This window comes from Caballeronia arvi (assembly GCF_001544695.2).
Lineage (GTDB): Bacteria > Pseudomonadota > Gammaproteobacteria > Burkholderiales > Burkholderiaceae > Caballeronia > Caballeronia arvi.
Genome location: NZ_FCOM02000015.1, coordinates 136,140 through 151,678, shown reverse-complemented (window position 1 = coordinate 151,678; position 15,539 = coordinate 136,140). Strand labels below are relative to the sequence as shown.

Annotated in this window: 12 protein-coding genes and 1 pseudogene; 8 read left to right on the top strand and 5 right to left on the bottom strand. The window is 62.9% G+C overall.

The features are described 5' to 3' along the window. A partial coding sequence (locus AWB74_RS45690) for a hypothetical protein (RefSeq protein WP_200821995.1) occupies positions 1-2,458 on the bottom strand: 2,458 nt, incomplete at its 3' end. Between AWB74_RS45690 and AWB74_RS48610 the strand changes: the two are divergent. Then, positions 2,385-2,618, top strand: a pseudogene (locus tag AWB74_RS48610) (hypothetical protein); the annotation flags it as partial. The gene AWB74_RS45690 and the pseudogene AWB74_RS48610 overlap by 74 nt on opposite strands. On the opposite strand, the gene AWB74_RS47345 reads toward AWB74_RS48610, so the two are convergent. Next, a complete protein-coding gene (locus AWB74_RS47345; RefSeq protein ID WP_143749281.1) occupies positions 2,606-3,172 on the bottom strand; it encodes a hypothetical protein in 567 nt (188 codons plus the stop codon). The pseudogene AWB74_RS48610 and the gene AWB74_RS47345 sit on opposite strands and share 13 nt — an antisense overlap. Between AWB74_RS47345 and AWB74_RS47340 the strand changes: the two genes are divergently transcribed. The 4 genes from AWB74_RS47340 to AWB74_RS19120 all read left to right on the top strand — a co-directional run bounded on the left by AWB74_RS47340 (position 3,132) and on the right by AWB74_RS19120 (position 7,214). Next, complete coding sequence (locus AWB74_RS47340) at positions 3,132-4,253, top strand: YadA family autotransporter adhesin (RefSeq protein WP_143749280.1); 1,122 nt, start codon at positions 3,132-3,134, stop codon at positions 4,251-4,253. The genes AWB74_RS47345 and AWB74_RS47340 overlap by 41 nt on opposite strands. Positions 4,254-4,360: 107 nt before the next feature. After that, positions 4,361-5,062, top strand: coding sequence for an OmpA family protein (locus tag AWB74_RS19130; protein ID WP_087039098.1), 702 nt, complete (start codon positions 4,361-4,363; stop codon positions 5,060-5,062). Between the two features lie 279 nt (positions 5,063-5,341). After that, the gene (locus AWB74_RS19125) at positions 5,342-6,706 is read left to right on the top strand and encodes a GntP family permease (RefSeq protein ID WP_061148300.1); all 1,365 of its coding nucleotides are present in this window, start codon (positions 5,342-5,344) and stop codon (positions 6,704-6,706) included. Positions 6,707-6,716: 10 nt separating this feature from the next. Next, entirely contained in the window at positions 6,717-7,214 is a 498-nt protein-coding gene (locus tag AWB74_RS19120; RefSeq protein ID WP_061148299.1) for a gluconokinase, read from the top strand. 30 nt (positions 7,215-7,244) lie between these two features. Here the strand turns inward: AWB74_RS19120 and purB are convergent, their stop codons facing one another. From purB to AWB74_RS19105, 3 genes are all read right to left on the bottom strand, one after another. Further along, positions 7,245-8,633, bottom strand: a complete 1,389-nt coding sequence (gene purB, locus AWB74_RS19115; RefSeq protein ID WP_061148298.1) for an adenylosuccinate lyase — start codon at positions 8,631-8,633, stop codon at positions 7,245-7,247. 76 nt (positions 8,634-8,709) lie between these two features. Next, a complete protein-coding gene (gene murU / locus AWB74_RS19110) occupies positions 8,710-9,414 on the bottom strand; it encodes an N-acetylmuramate alpha-1-phosphate uridylyltransferase MurU (protein WP_061148297.1) in 705 nt (234 codons plus the stop codon). Between the two features lie 6 nt (positions 9,415-9,420). Then, the gene (locus AWB74_RS19105; protein WP_061148318.1) at positions 9,421-10,446 is read right to left on the bottom strand and encodes an aminoglycoside phosphotransferase family protein; all 1,026 of its coding nucleotides are present in this window, start codon (positions 10,444-10,446) and stop codon (positions 9,421-9,423) included. Positions 10,447-10,672: 226 nt separating this feature from the next. On the opposite strand from AWB74_RS19105, the gene AWB74_RS19100 reads away from it, so the two are divergent. From AWB74_RS19100 to pdxA, 3 genes are all read left to right on the top strand, one after another. After that, positions 10,673-13,060, top strand: coding sequence for an LPS-assembly protein LptD (locus AWB74_RS19100; RefSeq protein ID WP_061148296.1), 2,388 nt, complete (start codon positions 10,673-10,675; stop codon positions 13,058-13,060). Between the two features lie 131 nt (positions 13,061-13,191). After that, a complete protein-coding gene (locus AWB74_RS19095) occupies positions 13,192-14,550 on the top strand; it encodes a peptidylprolyl isomerase (RefSeq protein ID WP_061148295.1) in 1,359 nt (452 codons plus the stop codon). A gap of 4 nt (positions 14,551-14,554) precedes the next feature. Then, positions 14,555-15,538 (top strand): 4-hydroxythreonine-4-phosphate dehydrogenase PdxA, encoded by a 984-nt coding sequence (gene pdxA, locus AWB74_RS19090; protein WP_061148294.1) that lies wholly within the window; start codon positions 14,555-14,557, stop codon positions 15,536-15,538. Position 15,539 lies beyond the last annotated feature (1 nt).

The following is a 15,539-nucleotide window of genomic DNA, read 5'->3' as shown; positions in this document are numbered from 1 at the left end:
CGGTGTCGACTTCGACGGGCCTCAGCAGCCTGTCCACGGGCATGAACTCGTTGTCCACGGGCGTGAGCTCGCTGTCGGCCTCGGCTTCGACCAGCATCGGTTCGTTGTCCACGGGTGTGAGCTCGCTGTCCACGGGTGTGAGCTCGCTGTCGGTGTCGGCTTCGACGGGCATCGGTTCGCTGTCCACGGGCATGAACTCGCTGTCGGTGTCGGCTTCGACGGGCATCGGTTCGCTGTCCACGGGCATGAACAGCTTGTCGGCGTCGGCTTCGACGGGCATCAATTCGCTGTCGACCGGTGTGGACTCGCTGTCGGTGTCGACTTCGACGGGCCTCAGCAGCCTGTCCACGGGCATGAACTCGTTGTCCACGGGCGTGAGCTCGCTGTCGACCGGCCTGAACTCGCTGTCGGTGTCGACCTCGACGGGCATCAGCAGCCTGTCCACGGGCATGAACTCGCTGTCGACCTCGGCCTCGACGGGCATCAGCTCGCTGTCGGCTTCGACCTCCACGGGCCTCAGTTCGCTGTCCACGGGCGTGAGCTCGTTGTCGGTGTCGACTTCCACGGGCATCAGCAGCCTGTCCACGGGTGTGAGCTCGCTGTCGACGGGGCTGAACAGCTTGTCGGTGTCGACCTCGACGGGCCTCAGCAGCCTGTCCACGGGCATGAACTCGCTCTCCACGGGCGTGAGCTCGCTCTCCACGGGCGTGAACTCGCTCTCCACGGGCGTGAGCTCGCTGTCGACTGGCGTGAGTTCGCTGTCGACTGGCCTGAACTCGCTGTCGGTATCGACCTCGACGGGCCTTAGCAGCCTGTCCACGGGCGTGAACTCGCTGTCCACGGGCGTAAGCTCGCTGTCGACTGGCGTGAGCTCGCTGTCGGCGTCGACCTCGACGGGTATCAGCAGCCTGTCCACGGGCATGGGTTCGCTGTCCACGGGCATGAACTCGCTGTCGACTTCGGCTTCGACGGGCGTCAGCAGCCTGTCCACGGGCATGAACTCGCTGTCGACCTCGGCCTCGACGGGCCTCAGCAGCCTGTCCACGGGTGTGAACAGCCTGTCCACGGGTGTGAGCTCGCTGTCGGTGTCGACCTCCACGAGCATCAGCAGCCTGTCCACGGGTGTGAGCTCGCTGTCGACGGGTCTGAACAGCTTGTCGACTTCGACCTCGACGGGCCTCAGCAGCCTGTCCACGGGCGTGAACTCGCTGTCCACGGGTGTGAGCAGTCTGTCCACGGGTCTGAACAGCTTGTCGGCGTCGAGCTCGACGGGCATCAGTAGCCTGTCCACGGGTGTGAACTCGCTGTCGGTGTCGACCTCGACGAGCGTCAGCAGCCTGTCCACGGGCGTGAACTCGCTGTCGACGGGTCTGAACTCGCTGTCCACATCGACTTCGACGGGCATCAGCTCGTTGTCGAGCGGCGTGAGCAGCCTTTCGACGAGCGTGGACTCGCTGTCCACGGGCGTGAATTCGCTCTCGACGGGTGTGAACTCGCTGTCGGTGTCGACCTCCACGGGTATCAGCAGCCTGTCCACGGGCGTGAACTCGCTCTCGACGGGTCTGAACAGTCTGTCGAGTTCGACGTCCACGGGCATCAACAGCCTGTCCACGGGCGTGAACTCGCTCTCGACGGGGCTGAACAGTCTGTCGAGTTCGACTTCGACGGGCATCAGCAGCCTCTCGACGGGCATCAACAGCCTGTCCACGGGCGTGAGCTCGCTCTCGACGGGTCTGAACAGTCTGTCGAGTTCGACCTCCACGGGCCTCAGCAGCCTGTCCACGGGGGTGAACAGTCTGTCGACGGGTCTGAACTCGCTGTCCACGTCGACCTCGACGGGCATCAATAGCCTGTCCACGGGGGTGAGCAGTCTGTCGGTGTCGACTTCGACGGGCATCAGCAGCTTGTCCACGGGGGTGAATTCGCTCTCGACGGGTCTGAACTCGCTGTCCACATCGACCTCGACGGGCATCAATAGCCTGTCCACGGGTGTGAACTCGCTGTCGACTTCGGCTTCGACGGGCCTCAGCAGCCTGTCCACGGGCGTGAACTCGCTGTCGACGTCGACCTCGACGGGCCTCAGCAGCCTGTCCACGGGCATGAACTCGCTGTCGGTCTCGACCTCGACGGGCCTGAGCAGCCTGTCCACGGGTGTGAACTCGCTGTCGGTCTCGACCTCGACGGGCATCAACAGCCTGTCCACGGGCATGAACTCGCTGTCGACGTCGACCTCGACGGGCCTGAGCAGCCTGTCCACGGGCATGAACTCACTGTCGGCTTCGGCTTCGACGGGCATCACTAGCCTGTCCACGTCGACCTCGACAGGCATCACCAGCCTGTCCACGGGGGTCTCCAGCCTGTCCACGGGCCTGAGCACGTTGTCGGTGTCGGTGTCGACGGGTATCACCAGTCTGTCGACGGGTATCGTGTCGCTGTCGAGCTCGACCTCGACGAGCATCAACAGCCTGTCCACGGGTGTGGCGAACTCGGTGCAGTACGACGATGCGAACCACACGCAAGTGACGCTGGGCGGCCAGGGTCATGCGCCGGTGAAGCTGAAGAACGTGGCAGACGGCACGGAGACGAACGACGCGGTGAACTACGGTCAGTTGAGTTCGCTGTCGCTGTCGAGCTCGACGGGCATCAACAGTCTGTCGACGGGCATGAACAGTCTGTCGACGTCCACTTCGACGGGCATCAATAGTCTGTCGACGGGTGTGAGCAGTCTGTCCACGGGTCTGAATAGTCTGTCGACGTCGACTTCGACGGGCATCAACAGCCTGTCGACGGGCGTCAACAGTCTGTCGATGTCGACCTCGGCGGGCATCAACAGTCTGTCCACGGGTGTGAGCAGTCTGTCGACGGGCATCAACAGTCTGTCGACGTCGACTTCGGCCGGCATCAGCAGCCTGTCGACGGGTGTGAGTTCGTTGTCCACGGGCATCTCGTCGCTGTCGAGCGGAATCTCGTCGCTGTCCACGGGCGTGAATTCGCTGTCCACGGGTATCAACTCGTTGTCGACGTCGACTTCGACCAGCATCACGTCTCTGTCGACGGGTATCGTGTCGATCTCGACGACGGTGAACTCGTTGTCCACGACCGTGAGCACGGTAGTGAGCGGTGTGACGAGCATGTCGACTTCGTTGAGCAGTATCGTCAACGGCAAGGGCATCAAGTACTTCCATGCCAATTCGATCCTGATCGATTCTGAAGCGACGGGTGAAAACTCGATAGCTATCGGCGGGAACGCCAGTGCGACGGCCAGAAATGCGGTAGCAATCGGCACCAACGCAGTGGCGAATCAGGCGAATACGGTGTCGTTCGGTAATGACCAGGGCGACAAGCTCCGACTGACGCACATTGCCAACGGTGTGGCGAACGACGACGTAGCGACGATCGGACAATTGAAGGATACGGGGCTCTACGACAACGGCACTGCCAAGACCGCCGTGACTTTCGATTCGAATGCGGATGGCACTACGGACTACAGCAACATCACGTTGGGCGGCACGGCAGGTACTGTGATTCACAATGTCAGTACCAGCGTCGCGCCGACTGACCTGATCAACGTGGCGCAACTGAATGCCTTGGCCGCTCAGGTTCAAAACGTGACGACCGAGGATAACCCGCTGTTCAATGCGGACGGCAACCGGACCACCGAAGCAGCGACCGCAAGCGGTACACATGCTGTGGCAGCGGGCGCGAACGCGCAGGCGACGGGTGTCAACGCAGTGGCGATGGGCGCCAGCGCGGTGGCCAACGGCGCGAATGCAGTGGCGATCGGTGCGAACAGCCATGCTTCAGGGGATGACTCGGTCGCCCTGGGTGCCGGTGCCGTAACGGATGGTCCGAACACGGTTTCGGTTGGCGCGGAAGGCAGCGAACGTCAGATCACCAATGTGGCAGCGGGTACGCAGGACACAGACGTGGCCAACGTGGGGCAGTTGAACCAGGCTGTTGCTGACGCCAAGAACTACACCGACAGTATGGTCGGCGGCATGCAGGGTGCGATTGCTGACATTGGGCGTTCCGCCTACTCGGGTATCGCAGCGTCGACGGCTTTGGCGATGATCCCGAATATCGATCAAGACAAGACGATGTCGGTTGGTGTTGGTGGTGCGTCGTACCAAGGCTATGCGGCTGCGGCGGTTGCTCTCAACCTGCGCGTAACGCAGAACCTGGTGCTGAAGGCGGGTGCGGGTACGACTCGCGCCGGCACCGTGTACGGAGCGAACGCTTCGTATCGTTGGTAAAGCGCGAAGCCTGAGTTAGCGCTCAGAAGGGCCTGGACGATCGCGAGCATGCGGTTGTTCGGGCTCGCGCCAATTACCTTCAATTTATTTCAGTTCGAATACACGAGATGTCTAAGATCCTCATCGCAGTGCTCGCAGCAGTCGGCGTACTTTCCGCCTGTTCAACAGATACGGGGCCGACCTACACGGCCTATAAGGTGAACATGGCCGGCCAGCGTGACACGTATCGCGTGAACTGCTCGGGCTTGTTCGAATCGGAAAAATCGTGCATGGCTGCAGCCGCGCGAATCTGTAAGGACCAGCAAGTCGTGCTGACGCAAGCCTTGGATGGCGTGCAAGGTACCCAAGGCCGAAACAACCCGCGTGAGATGACTTTCACGTGTGGTACGCCTCCTGCACCGGTGGTACAGGCACCCGCTCCACAACCGGCACCGGCCCCTGCGCCGGCTCCGGTGGCTGCGCGTCGCGTGGTGCTGCAAGGCGACACGAATTTCGATACGGGCAGCGCTACGCTCACGAGCACTGCGCAGTCGCAGTTGAATGCGTTCCTGACGGCGAACAATGGCGTGCGTTTCACGAAAACGCAGATCTCGGGCTATACGGATTCGACGGGTTCGGTGGAGTCGAATCAGCGCCTGTCGCAAGCCCGGGCCGAGTCGGTGGCGCGTTACCTGGGGGCACGCGGTTTGCAGTCCGAGCAAATCGAGGCAAAGGGCTTCGGCGCATCGAATCCTGTTGCGAGCAATGCGACCGCCGCTGGCCGGGCTCAGAACCGTCGCGTCGAAATCAACGTGACCGCCACGCAGTAACCGCAGTCACACCAGCCCATGTCTTCAGAAAGCCGACGCTCGAACGAGCGCCGGCTTTTTTGCTTTTGGGTGCCGCCGCATGCCCTCTGCTCGCGCGGCTGCAGCAGCGCATACTCGCCTAGTTGCGCTGTGCACCGTTTTGTGCCCGACTCTCCAGCTTACAAGTAAAATTCGATTGCCTGGCGCTGTGTGCGCGCTTGCCGGACGTTGCCGACGTGTATTGCAGCGACGGCAAACGCATACATAGCGCAAAAACCTCAACAAAATCAAGGAGGCGTTATGCCAGCCGTCCACGGCAGCATGCTGTTGCTCTACGCGGTGATCGCGATCGCGGTTCTGATCCTGATGATCGCGCGTTTCAAGGTCTATCCGTTCCTCGTCCTCATGATCGTGTCCGTATTGCTGGCCCTCGCGGTCGGCATGCCGATGGACAAGATCGTGAAGTCCTTTGAAACGGGCAACGGCAATACGCTCGGTCACATTGCCGTCGTGGTCGGTCTCGGCACGATGCTCGGCAAAATGATGGCCGAGTCGGGCGGCGCCGAGCGGATCGCGAATACGCTGATCCACCTCTTCGGCGAGAAGAACATCCATTGGGCGATGATGGTCGTCGCAATCATCGTCGGCTTGCCGGTGTTTTTCGAAGTCGGCTTCGTGCTGCTGATTCCGATCGCGTTCAATGTCGCAAAACGCACTGGAAAGTCACTGCTGCTGATCGGCCTGCCGATGGTCGCTGGCCTCTCGGTCGTGCACGGTCTGATTCCGCCGCACCCGGCCGCGCTGCTTGCGGTGCAGCAATACCACGCCGATATCGGAAAGACCATTGCTTATGGCCTTATCGTCGGCGTGCCGACCGCGATCGTCGCCGGACCGCTCTTCGCACTGTTGATTCACAAGTACATCAAGCTGCCGGATGCCAACGCGCTCGCCGACCAGTTCACCGAAAAGCACGGCGACACCCAGGCGAAGCGCGATCTGCCCAGTTTTGGCATCACGCTGTTCACGATTCTTCTGCCCGTCATTCTGATGCTCGTCGGAAGCTGGGCGGATCTGGTCTTTACGCCGAAAACGCTGCCCAACGACTTGTTGCGGTTCATCGGCCAATCGGACATGGCGCTCCTGATCGCCGTGCTGGTCAGCTTCTGGACCTTCGGCGCGGCGCGCGGCTTCAACCGCGATCAGATTCAGAAGTTCTGTGGCGAATGTCTCGCGCCGATCGCCGGTATCACGCTGATCGTCGGTGCGGGCGGCGGTTTCGGCCAGGTGCTGCGCGACAGCGGCATTTCCCAGCAGATCGTCGCAACCGCGTCGCAGGCGAATCTGTCGCCGCTCTTGCTCGGCTGGTTCGTCGCCGCGCTGATTCGTCTGGCAACCGGTTCGGCGACTGTCGCGATGACGACCGCGTGCGGCATCGTCGCGCCGATCGCCGCGGCGGCGGGTGGTCACACGAGCCCGGAATTGCTGGTGCTCGCGACCGGTTCAGGCTCGCTGATCTTCTCGCACGTGAACGACGGCGGTTTCTGGCTGATCAAAGAGTATTTCGGGATGACGGTCGGCCAGACATTCAAGACGTGGTCGTTGCTCGAGACCATTATTTCCCTGATGGGTCTCGGTTTGACTTTCGTTCTTGCGGCGTTCGTGTAAGGAGAAATCGATGATTCTGATCGCAATGGGTGTGTCGGGCGCCGGCAAATCGCTCATCGGCGAGATGTTGGCGGAACGGCTGCATTGTGCGTTCACCGATGGCGACGCGTATCACAGCGCCGCCAACAAGGAGAAGATGCACAAGGGTATTCCCCTGACCGACGACGATCGCTGGCCGTGGCTGAAGACCATTCGCGCGGCGATCGAGGAAAAGCAGCGCGCTGGCGAGACGGCGGTATTCACGTGCTCGTCGCTGAAACGCTCGTATCGCGACATTCTGCGCGCGGGCGACAAGGACGTGTGTTTCGTCTATCTGCACGGCACGTTCGACGTGCTGCACGAGCGTCTTGGCTCGCGCACGGGGCATTTCTTCGATCCGTCGCTGTTGCAGAGCCAGCTCGATACGCTGGAGGAACCCGGCGAGGACGAGGCGATCACCGAGAGCATCGAGCTTACGCCCGAGCAGATCGTCGATAACGTGATCGAGAAGCTGAAGACACGAAAGTAAAAAAAGCCCCGGATTTCCGGGGCTTTATCTTTAGGCAATCCGCTTCGCCAGTTCGACCGCCTTGCCGATATACGACCCCGGCGTCATGTCCAGCAGCAGCTTCTTTGCCACGGCCGGGATCGCCAGCCCGCCGACGAACGCCTGCAGCGCTTCGCGCGTGATGCCCTTGCCGCGGGTCAGTTCCTTCAACTGCTCGTACGGATTCTCGATGCCGTAGCGGCGCATCACCGTCTGTACGGGTTCGGCGAGCACTTCCCAGCAGTTGTCGAGATCTTCGTTCAGGCGCGCCGCGTTCACTTCCAACTTGTCGAGACCGCGGATCAGCGCATCGTAGGCGAGCAGCGAGTAACCGAATGCCACGCCGATGTTGCGCAGCACGGTCGAATCAGTCAGGTCCCGCTGCCAGCGTGAGACCGGCAGCTTTTCTGAAAGATGGCGCAGCGTCGCATTCGCGAGGCCGAGGTTGCCCTCCGAGTTCTCGAAGTCGATCGGGTTGACCTTATGCGGCATCGTCGACGAGCCGATCTCGCCGGCCTTCGTCCTCTGCTTGAAATAGCCGAGCGAAATATAGCCCCAGACGTCGCGATCGAGGTCGAGAAGGATCGTATTCGCACGCGCGATGGCGTCGAACAGTTCGGCCATGTAATCGTGCGGCTCGATCTGGATCGTGTACGGATTGAACGTCAGCTTCAGACGATTCTCGACGACATCCTTGGAGAACGCTTCCCAGTCGAACTCCGGGTATGCCGACAGATGCGCGTTGAAATTGCCGACCGCGCCGTTCATCTTGCCGAGCAGTTCGACCTTCTCGATGCGCTGGATCGCGCGCGCGAGGCGCGCCGCGACGTTCGCGATTTCCTTGCCGAGCGTCGTCGGGCTGGCGGGCTGGCCGTGCGTGCGCGAGAGCATCGGCTGTTCGGCGTGCGCGTGTGCGAGCTTGACGAGCCGCTCATGCACCGATCGCAGCGCAGGCAGAATCACGCGTTCGCGCGCGCCCGCGAGCATCAGGCCGTGCGACGTGTTGTTGATATCTTCCGACGTGCACGCGAAATGGATGAACTCGCTTGCGCGCTCCAGTTCCGGCTGGCCCTTGACCGACTCCTTGAGCCAGTATTCGACGGCCTTCACGTCATGATTCGTGACGCGCTCGATGTCTTTGATGCGCGCGGCGTCGTGCGCGGTGAAGCGCTCGGCGAGATTCAGCAGGAATTGCTCGGACGCCTCGGAAAAGCGCGGCACTTCGGCGAACCCGGCGCGCGACAGCGCGATCAGCCAGTGAATCTCGACCGTCACGCGATGACGCATGAACGCGGCTTCAGAGAGCCAGTCACGCAGGGCTTCGGTCTTGGCGGCGTAGCGGCCGTCGAGCGGCGACAGCGCGGTAAGCGCAAAGAGGGTATCGGGACGAGTATCGGACATGGTTTGCGGACCGCGGGGAAGGAAAAGACGGGAGAACCGCGCATTTTACCATCGGATGCGTCCCAATCCCCGACGCTCAGCGTGCCCTCAGTTCCTCGTCAAGTGCCTGGAGTTGCGCGGGCGTGCCGACGTTTTCCCAGCGGCCCTCGTAAAGCTCGCCGCTCGCGTGCCCCGACGCAATGGCCTCGCGGTAGTAAGGCGTCAGCGCGCGGCGCGTGCCGGGCGCGAGATCGCGGAACATGCGCGTGTCGTACAGCCCGATGTTGCCGAACGTGTAACGCGGTTCGCCGTCGAGTGCGAGCGTGCCGTCATCGCGCAAGGCGAAATCGCCTTTAGGATGGAACGGTGGATTCGGCACCATCACGAGATGCATTCCCGGTGTTTCGAGCGCCGACAACGTAGCGGCGGGTTCGCGCAACGTCGCGTAGTCGAAATCGCAGAACACATCGCCGCTCACCGCGATAAACACGCCGTCGCCGATCAGATGCAGCGCCTTTGCGATGCCGCCCGCCGTTTCCAGCGCATCCGTCTCGGGCGAGTAGCGCAGCGCGACGTCCCAGCGCGATCCGTCACCCAGCACGGCTTCGATCTGCTCGCCGAGCCACGCATGATTGACGACGATCGTTTCGATGCCAGCCGCCGCGAGCCGCTCGATCTGCCAGACGATGAGCGGCTTTCCGCCTGCTTCCAGCAGAGGTTTCGGACAGGTATCGGTGAGCGGCCGCATGCGTTCGCCGCGTCCCGCGGCGAAGATCATCGCCGTTTTCAGAGCGTGGGTCATCGTGAATCAGAAGGTGTAACCGACTTCGATCGCGCGGCCTTCCAGCGAATCGAGCAGACGCGCGAACGGCCACAGCGGCGCATAGCGTTCCGCAACCTTGCGGGCATAACCGATGAAACGAGGCAGATCGGCGAGATAGCGCGGCTTGCCGTCGCGATAGTGGATGCGCGCGAACAGGCCGAGCACCTTGATGTGCCGCTGAAGGCCCATCCATTCGAGCTGGCGGTAGAACTCGCCGAAATCCGCGTCGACGGGCAAGCCGGCCTTTCGCGCGCGCTCCCAGTAGTACGCGAAGCAATCGAGCTGAAACTCCTCGTCCCAGCTGATGAACGCATCGCGCATCAGCGACGCAATGTCGTAGGTGATGGGGCCATACACCGCGTCCTGAAAATCCAGTACGCCGGGATTCGGCTCGCAGACCATGAGATTGCGCGGCATGAAATCGCGCAGCATGAAGGTCTGCGGCTGCGCGAGCGCGCTTTGCACGAGCAGCGTGAAGGTATCGTCGAGCGTCTTGCGTTCATCGGCGCTGACTTCGCGACCCAGATGCCGGCCGATGAACCACTCGGGCATCAGCTCCATCTCGCGACGCAGAAACGCCTCGTCGAAGGGCGGCAGGACGCCTTCACGGGAGCTTTGCTGAAAGCGGATCAGGGTGTCGATCGCCGCGCGCATCATAGGGCGCGCGTTTTTTTCGTCGAGAACGGAAATGTAAGTCGTCGTGCCGAGATCCGTAACGAGCATGAAGCCGGCTTCGAAATCGGCCTCGAGAATCTTCGGCACATGGACAGCCGCCTCTTCGAGCAGCCCCGCGACTTGCACGAACTCGCGGCACTTTTCCGGCGGCGGTGCATCGACGGCAATGAGCGTCTTGCCGAACTCCGAATCGCATTCGAGCCGGAAGTAGCGTCTGAAGCTGGCATCGGTGGAGGCCGGAGCGAGACTCGCGACGTTCAACCGATAGCGACCGGCGACGTTTTCGAGCCACGAGCGGAGCTGAGTGAGTCGGGCGTCGGAAGTAATATGCGTCATAAATTCGAGGAGCAAAACATCTTGCCATATAATACCCCACGACTTTTTGAAGCGATCCGTTTCACGCCTGGCGCCAGGCCCCCGACGACTGTGCGCGTCACCGTTCGATCGAGTGTCGTCCCTGCTTAGCAACGGACCGTCAAGTTCGACTGCGGTACGGGCACGGCCGCCTGCCCGGCGGCATCGAGCGCGTGGGACGCGAACGGGATCGAACCGCCACCCATACATGCCGCCACGACAGTTTCCCGTATTGAAAAAAGGCGACGCTCAGCCACGCAGACGGCGGCTCGTTGCCGCGCTTCTGTCCGTTCCGGGCCTGATGCCCGCTCTCGCGCATGCTCAGCTCGTGGGCGATGCAGCGTATCCCCAGCCGCTCGACGGTCCCGGCAGCCTGCGTCTCGCGCCGCAACTCGAAGAGCGCCCGCTGCAAACCGGTCAACAGCCATCGACGTTCCTGCTGAGCGACAAGGCCACCGGCACGTCCGACGAAGACATGGCAGCGAAGGGTTCGGCGGAAATCCGGCGCACGGTCACGGTCATCAAGGGCGACGCGCTGCATTACGACCAGGATACGGACATGGCCGATGCTTTCGGCAATGTCAGGCTGATCAATAACGGCGTGTCGTTCATCGGTCCGGAAGCGCATTTGAAGGTGGAGGCCAACGAAGGGTTCATGACGAACCCGAAGTACCGCTTCAACCTGACGGGCGGTTCGGGCAGCGCCGAGCGCATCGACATGATCGACGACGAGCGCGCACGCGTCGATCACGGCACGTACACCGCGTGCCAGTGCGAATCCGATCCGGCGTGGTACATCAAGGGCACGTCGTTCGACTTCGACACCGGCGCCGAGGACGGCATCGCGCACAACGGGGTGCTGTTCTTCCAGGGCGTGCCCGTGTTCGCGAGCCCGTGGCTGTCGTTTCCGCTGACGGGCGACCGTCGCAGCGGCCTGCTGCCGCCGACCTTCGCGCTGAGCTCCACGACCGGCTTCGAAGCGACGATCCCGTACTATTTCAATATCGCGCCGAATCGCGATCTGACTATCACGCCGCGCATCATGACGCAGCGTGGCGTGCTCGGGGAAGCAACGTACCGCTATCTATCGCCCACGTATTCGGGTTCGCTCGACGTCAACTATCTGCCGAACGATCGCGAGACGCATACGAACCGCTATGCGATCTTCTGGCAGCACCGGCAGAATTTCGGTAACGGCTTCGGTGGCTACGTCAATTACAACAAGGTTTCGGACGATCAATATCCGGAAGACCTGGGCAACGCGTCGAATCAGTTCCTGAACGGCACGCAACTGCTGTATCAGCAGGAAGCGGGGCTCACGTACACCAACGGCCCGTGGTCGGTGCTCGCGCGCGAGCAGCGCTGGCAGACGCTGCAGCCGTCGACTCCGCCGTACGCGCGCGAGCCGCAGTTGAACGTTCAGTACAACAAGTACAACGTCGGCGGCTTCGATTACGGTTTCGAGGCGGACGCCACGCGCTTCACGATCACCACCGAAGGCGCGACCGACGGAAACCGGCTGTACTTCAATCCGTACCTGAGCTACGGGGTCAACGCGCCGGGCTATTTCGTCACGCCGAAGGTGCAGTGGCACTTCGCATCGTACGACCTGGCTCATATCGCGACGACTCAGGTGGCGGGCTCGTCGCCGCCCGTGACAGGGCAGCCGAAGAATTTCACCGAGTCGATACCGACCCTCAGCTTCGACACGGGCCTCGTGTTCGACCGCTCGGTGCGGCTCTTCGGCCAGGATTACATTCAGACGCTGGAACCGCGGCTCTATTACGTCTACACGCCGTATCACAATCAGGACTTCGCACCGATCTTCGATACGGCCGAAGCCGACTTCGGCCTGGCCGAGATCTACACGCCGAACACGTTCGTCGGCAACGACCGGATCGCGGACGCGAACCGCATCACCGCGGGTTTGACGACGCGCTTCATCAACCCGGCGACGGGCGATGAGCGTGCGCGCTTTGTCATCGCGCAGCAGTATTATTTCCAAAGTCAGCGCGTCACGATCACGCCGGGTCAGTTGCCCGAGCAGGCGAAACACTCGGACCTGATCGCGGGCGCGGCCATCAAGCTGGGCGCTGGTTTCGCTTCGGAAACCGCGTTCCAATATAATGTGGACAACAACCAGCTCGTGCGCTCGAGCATCGGTTTCGCGTTCAGTCCCGGCGAACGCAGGGTCATTAACATCGGCTATCGCTATACGCGGTCGAATCAGACCACGCTGGTGAATGAGCCGATCAACCAGATTCTGTTGTCCGGCGAGTGGCCGCTCTCGAATCGCCTCTATGCCGTCGCCCGCGTAAATTATGATCTCGCGAGCCATCGTCTCGTCGACGGGCTCCTGGGCTTCCAGTACGATGCCGACTGCTGGGCGTTCGGCTTCGGCATGCAGCGTTACGCGAACGGCGTGAACACCTCCGGCCAGCCTGCATCGGGCACGCGCGTGCTCGCGCAGTTGACGTTCAAGGGCCTGTCGAACGTCGACAACGGCCTCGTCAACGCGTTCCGCGCGAGCGTGCAGGGTTATCAGCCGCCGCCGCCGGCCGCGCCGCCGCTCTCCCGGTACAGCGATTACGAGTGAGGCCGGAACGAGCGTTCGCGAACGGCATCGGGCATTCCGCGGAAGGCAACGAAGCGCGGCGCCGAGGGCCGCGCAGGCGGCACACACAAGCAGGACACGAACGGGTCAAGCCCGTATTTGATGGAGTATCTGTGGCAAACGTGAATAAGTTTCGATCGACGGCAATCGCAGCGGGCGTGCTCGTTGGCGCGCTGATCCTGAGTTCGCCGGCCGGTGCGCAGGCGTTGTCGAATCGCAATGCGCAGCTCGCCGATTCCGTGGTCGCGGTGGTGAACGACGGCGTCATCACGCAGCGCGAACTGCAAGAGCGCACGGCGCTCATCGCCAAACGTCTGCAGCAGCAGAACGCGCCGGTGCCGCCCGCGGACCAGTTGCAGCGGCAGGTGCTCGATCAGATGGTGCTCGAGCGCATCCAGTTGCAGCGTGCGAAGGAAGACGGCATCGTCATCGACGACGCCACCGTCAACCGCACGCTCGCGCGTCTCGCACAGCAAAACCAGATGACGCTCGAGGTCTACCGCTCGCGCATCGAGGCGCAGGGCGTGCCCTGGTCCACCTTCGTGCGCGACGCGCGCACGGAACTCACGCTCTCCAAGCTGCGCGAGAAGGAAGTGGACAGCAAGGTCACCGTGTCCGATGGCGAAGTGGCGAACTACATCGCGAGCCAGCGCGGTCCGGGCGCGCGCAATACGAGCGATCTGCGTCTGCAGCACATCATGTTCAAGGTCGCGTCCGACGCGCCCGAGGCCCAGGTTCAGGCAGTTCAGACGAAGGCCGACGCGGTGCTGAAGCAGGCGCAAGGCGGCGCCGATTTCGCGAAGCTCGCGAAGGATAATTCGCAGGACACCGACGCGAGCAAGGGCGGCGATCTCGGCTACCGTGCACCGGCCACGCTGCCGGCGGGCATCGTGACGGCCGTGTCGCCGCTGCGTCCGGGCCAGATCGTGCCGACACTTCTGCGCACCGACGGCGGCTTCGAGATCATCAAGCTGGTGGATCGCCGCGCGAGCCAGGGCACGCCGGGCGACGCGCCCAAGCTCGTGCAGACGCACGTGCGTCACATTCTGCTGCGCGTGTCGGACGGTATGTCGGAACAGACCGCACGCCAGAAGCTGCTCGACATCAAGCAGCAGGTGATCGCCGGCGGCGATTTCGCCAACTTCGCACGCACCTATTCGCAGGACGGCTCGGCGTCGCAGGGCGGCGATCTCGGCTGGATCAGCCCGGGCGAAACGGTGCCCGAATTCGAGCGCGCGATGAACAATCTCCAGGACGGCGCTGTCAGCGATCCGGTGCGAAGCGAATACGGCTATCACCTGATTCAGGTGCTCGGCCGCCGCGATGCGGAAGGCTCCGCGTCGCAGCAGCTCGATATCGCGCGTCAGGCGATCGGCCAGCGCAAGGCCGAGCAGGCGTACTCCGACTGGCTGCGCGAATTGCGCGACACCGCGTACGTGCAGTACAAGGGCATCGCTGCCCAACAGCAGTAACACCATGAGCGCCGCCGACGCCCGACCGCTCGCCATCGCCATCACGACTGGCGAGCCGGCCGGTGTCGGTCCGGAGTTGACGGCGGCCGCGCTCCAGGCGGCACGCGAGCGCTGGCCGTCGGCGCATTTCACGGTGCTCGGCGATCGCGACTTGCTGACGTCGCGCGCAGGCGGCGCCTGGCCCGCGGCGGGCGATGCGATCGACATCGAGCATTACGCGCTCGCCGTGCCTGCAAAGCCAGGCAAGCTCGATGCCGCCAACGGGCGCTATGTGCTCGGCCTTCTCGATGCCGCGATCGACGGCGCGGTGTCCGGCCGTTTCGACGCCATCGTCACTGCGCCGCTGCAAAAGAGCACGATCAACGATGCCGGCGTGCCTTTCACCGGCCACACCGAATATCTCGCCGAGCGCACGAACACGCCGCGCGTCGTGATGATGCTGGCGGGTTCGAGCGAGCGTCCGTTGCGCGTCGCGCTCGCGACGACGCATCTGCCGCTGAAGGACGTATCGGCGGCGCTGAGCATCGACGGACTCGTCGAAACGCTCACCATCATTCATCACGATTTGCGCGCGCATTTCGGTCTCGCCGTGCCGCGCATTCTCGTGACCGGCCTGAATCCGCACGCGGGCGAAAACGGCTATCTGGGCCGCGAGGAAATCGACGTCATCACGCCCGCGCTCGAACGCGCCCGCGCGCTTGGCATCGACGCGCCCGGCCCGTATCCCGCGGACACCTTGTTCCAGCCGCGCTATCTGAAAGATGCCGACTGCGTGCTCGCGATGTTCCACGATCAGGGCTTGCCGGTGCTGAAGTACGCGACTTTCGGCGAAGGCATCAACGTGACGCTCGGCTTGCCGATCATCCGCACGTCGGTGGATCACGGCACCGCGCTCGATCTCGCCGGCACGGGCCGCGCCGATCCGGGCAGCATGATCGCCGCCATCGACGCCGCCGTCACGATGGCGCGCCACAAGCGCAGCGCCTGAA

Coding starts and splice junctions, on each gene's coding strand:
- AWB74_RS47345 (WP_143749281.1), bottom strand. CDS start 3,172: ATGCCCTTGCCGTTGACGATACTGCTCAACGAAGTCGACATGCTCGTC.
- AWB74_RS19125 (WP_061148300.1), top strand. CDS start 5,342: ATGCCAGCCGTCCACGGCAGCATGCTGTTGCTCTACGCGGTGATCGCG.
- AWB74_RS19120 (WP_061148299.1), top strand. CDS start 6,717: ATGATTCTGATCGCAATGGGTGTGTCGGGCGCCGGCAAATCGCTCATC.
- AWB74_RS19105 (WP_061148318.1), bottom strand. CDS start 10,446: ATGACGCATATTACTTCCGACGCCCGACTCACTCAGCTCCGCTCGTGG.
- AWB74_RS19130 (WP_087039098.1), top strand. CDS start 4,361: ATGTCTAAGATCCTCATCGCAGTGCTCGCAGCAGTCGGCGTACTTTCC.
- pdxA (WP_061148294.1), top strand. CDS start 14,555: ATGAGCGCCGCCGACGCCCGACCGCTCGCCATCGCCATCACGACTGGC.
- AWB74_RS47340 (WP_143749280.1), top strand. CDS start 3,132: ATGTCGACTTCGTTGAGCAGTATCGTCAACGGCAAGGGCATCAAGTAC.
- AWB74_RS19100 (WP_061148296.1), top strand. CDS start 10,673: ATGCCGCCACGACAGTTTCCCGTATTGAAAAAAGGCGACGCTCAGCCA.
- murU (WP_061148297.1), bottom strand. CDS start 9,414: ATGACCCACGCTCTGAAAACGGCGATGATCTTCGCCGCGGGACGCGGC.
- purB (WP_061148298.1), bottom strand. CDS start 8,633: ATGTCCGATACTCGTCCCGATACCCTCTTTGCGCTTACCGCGCTGTCG.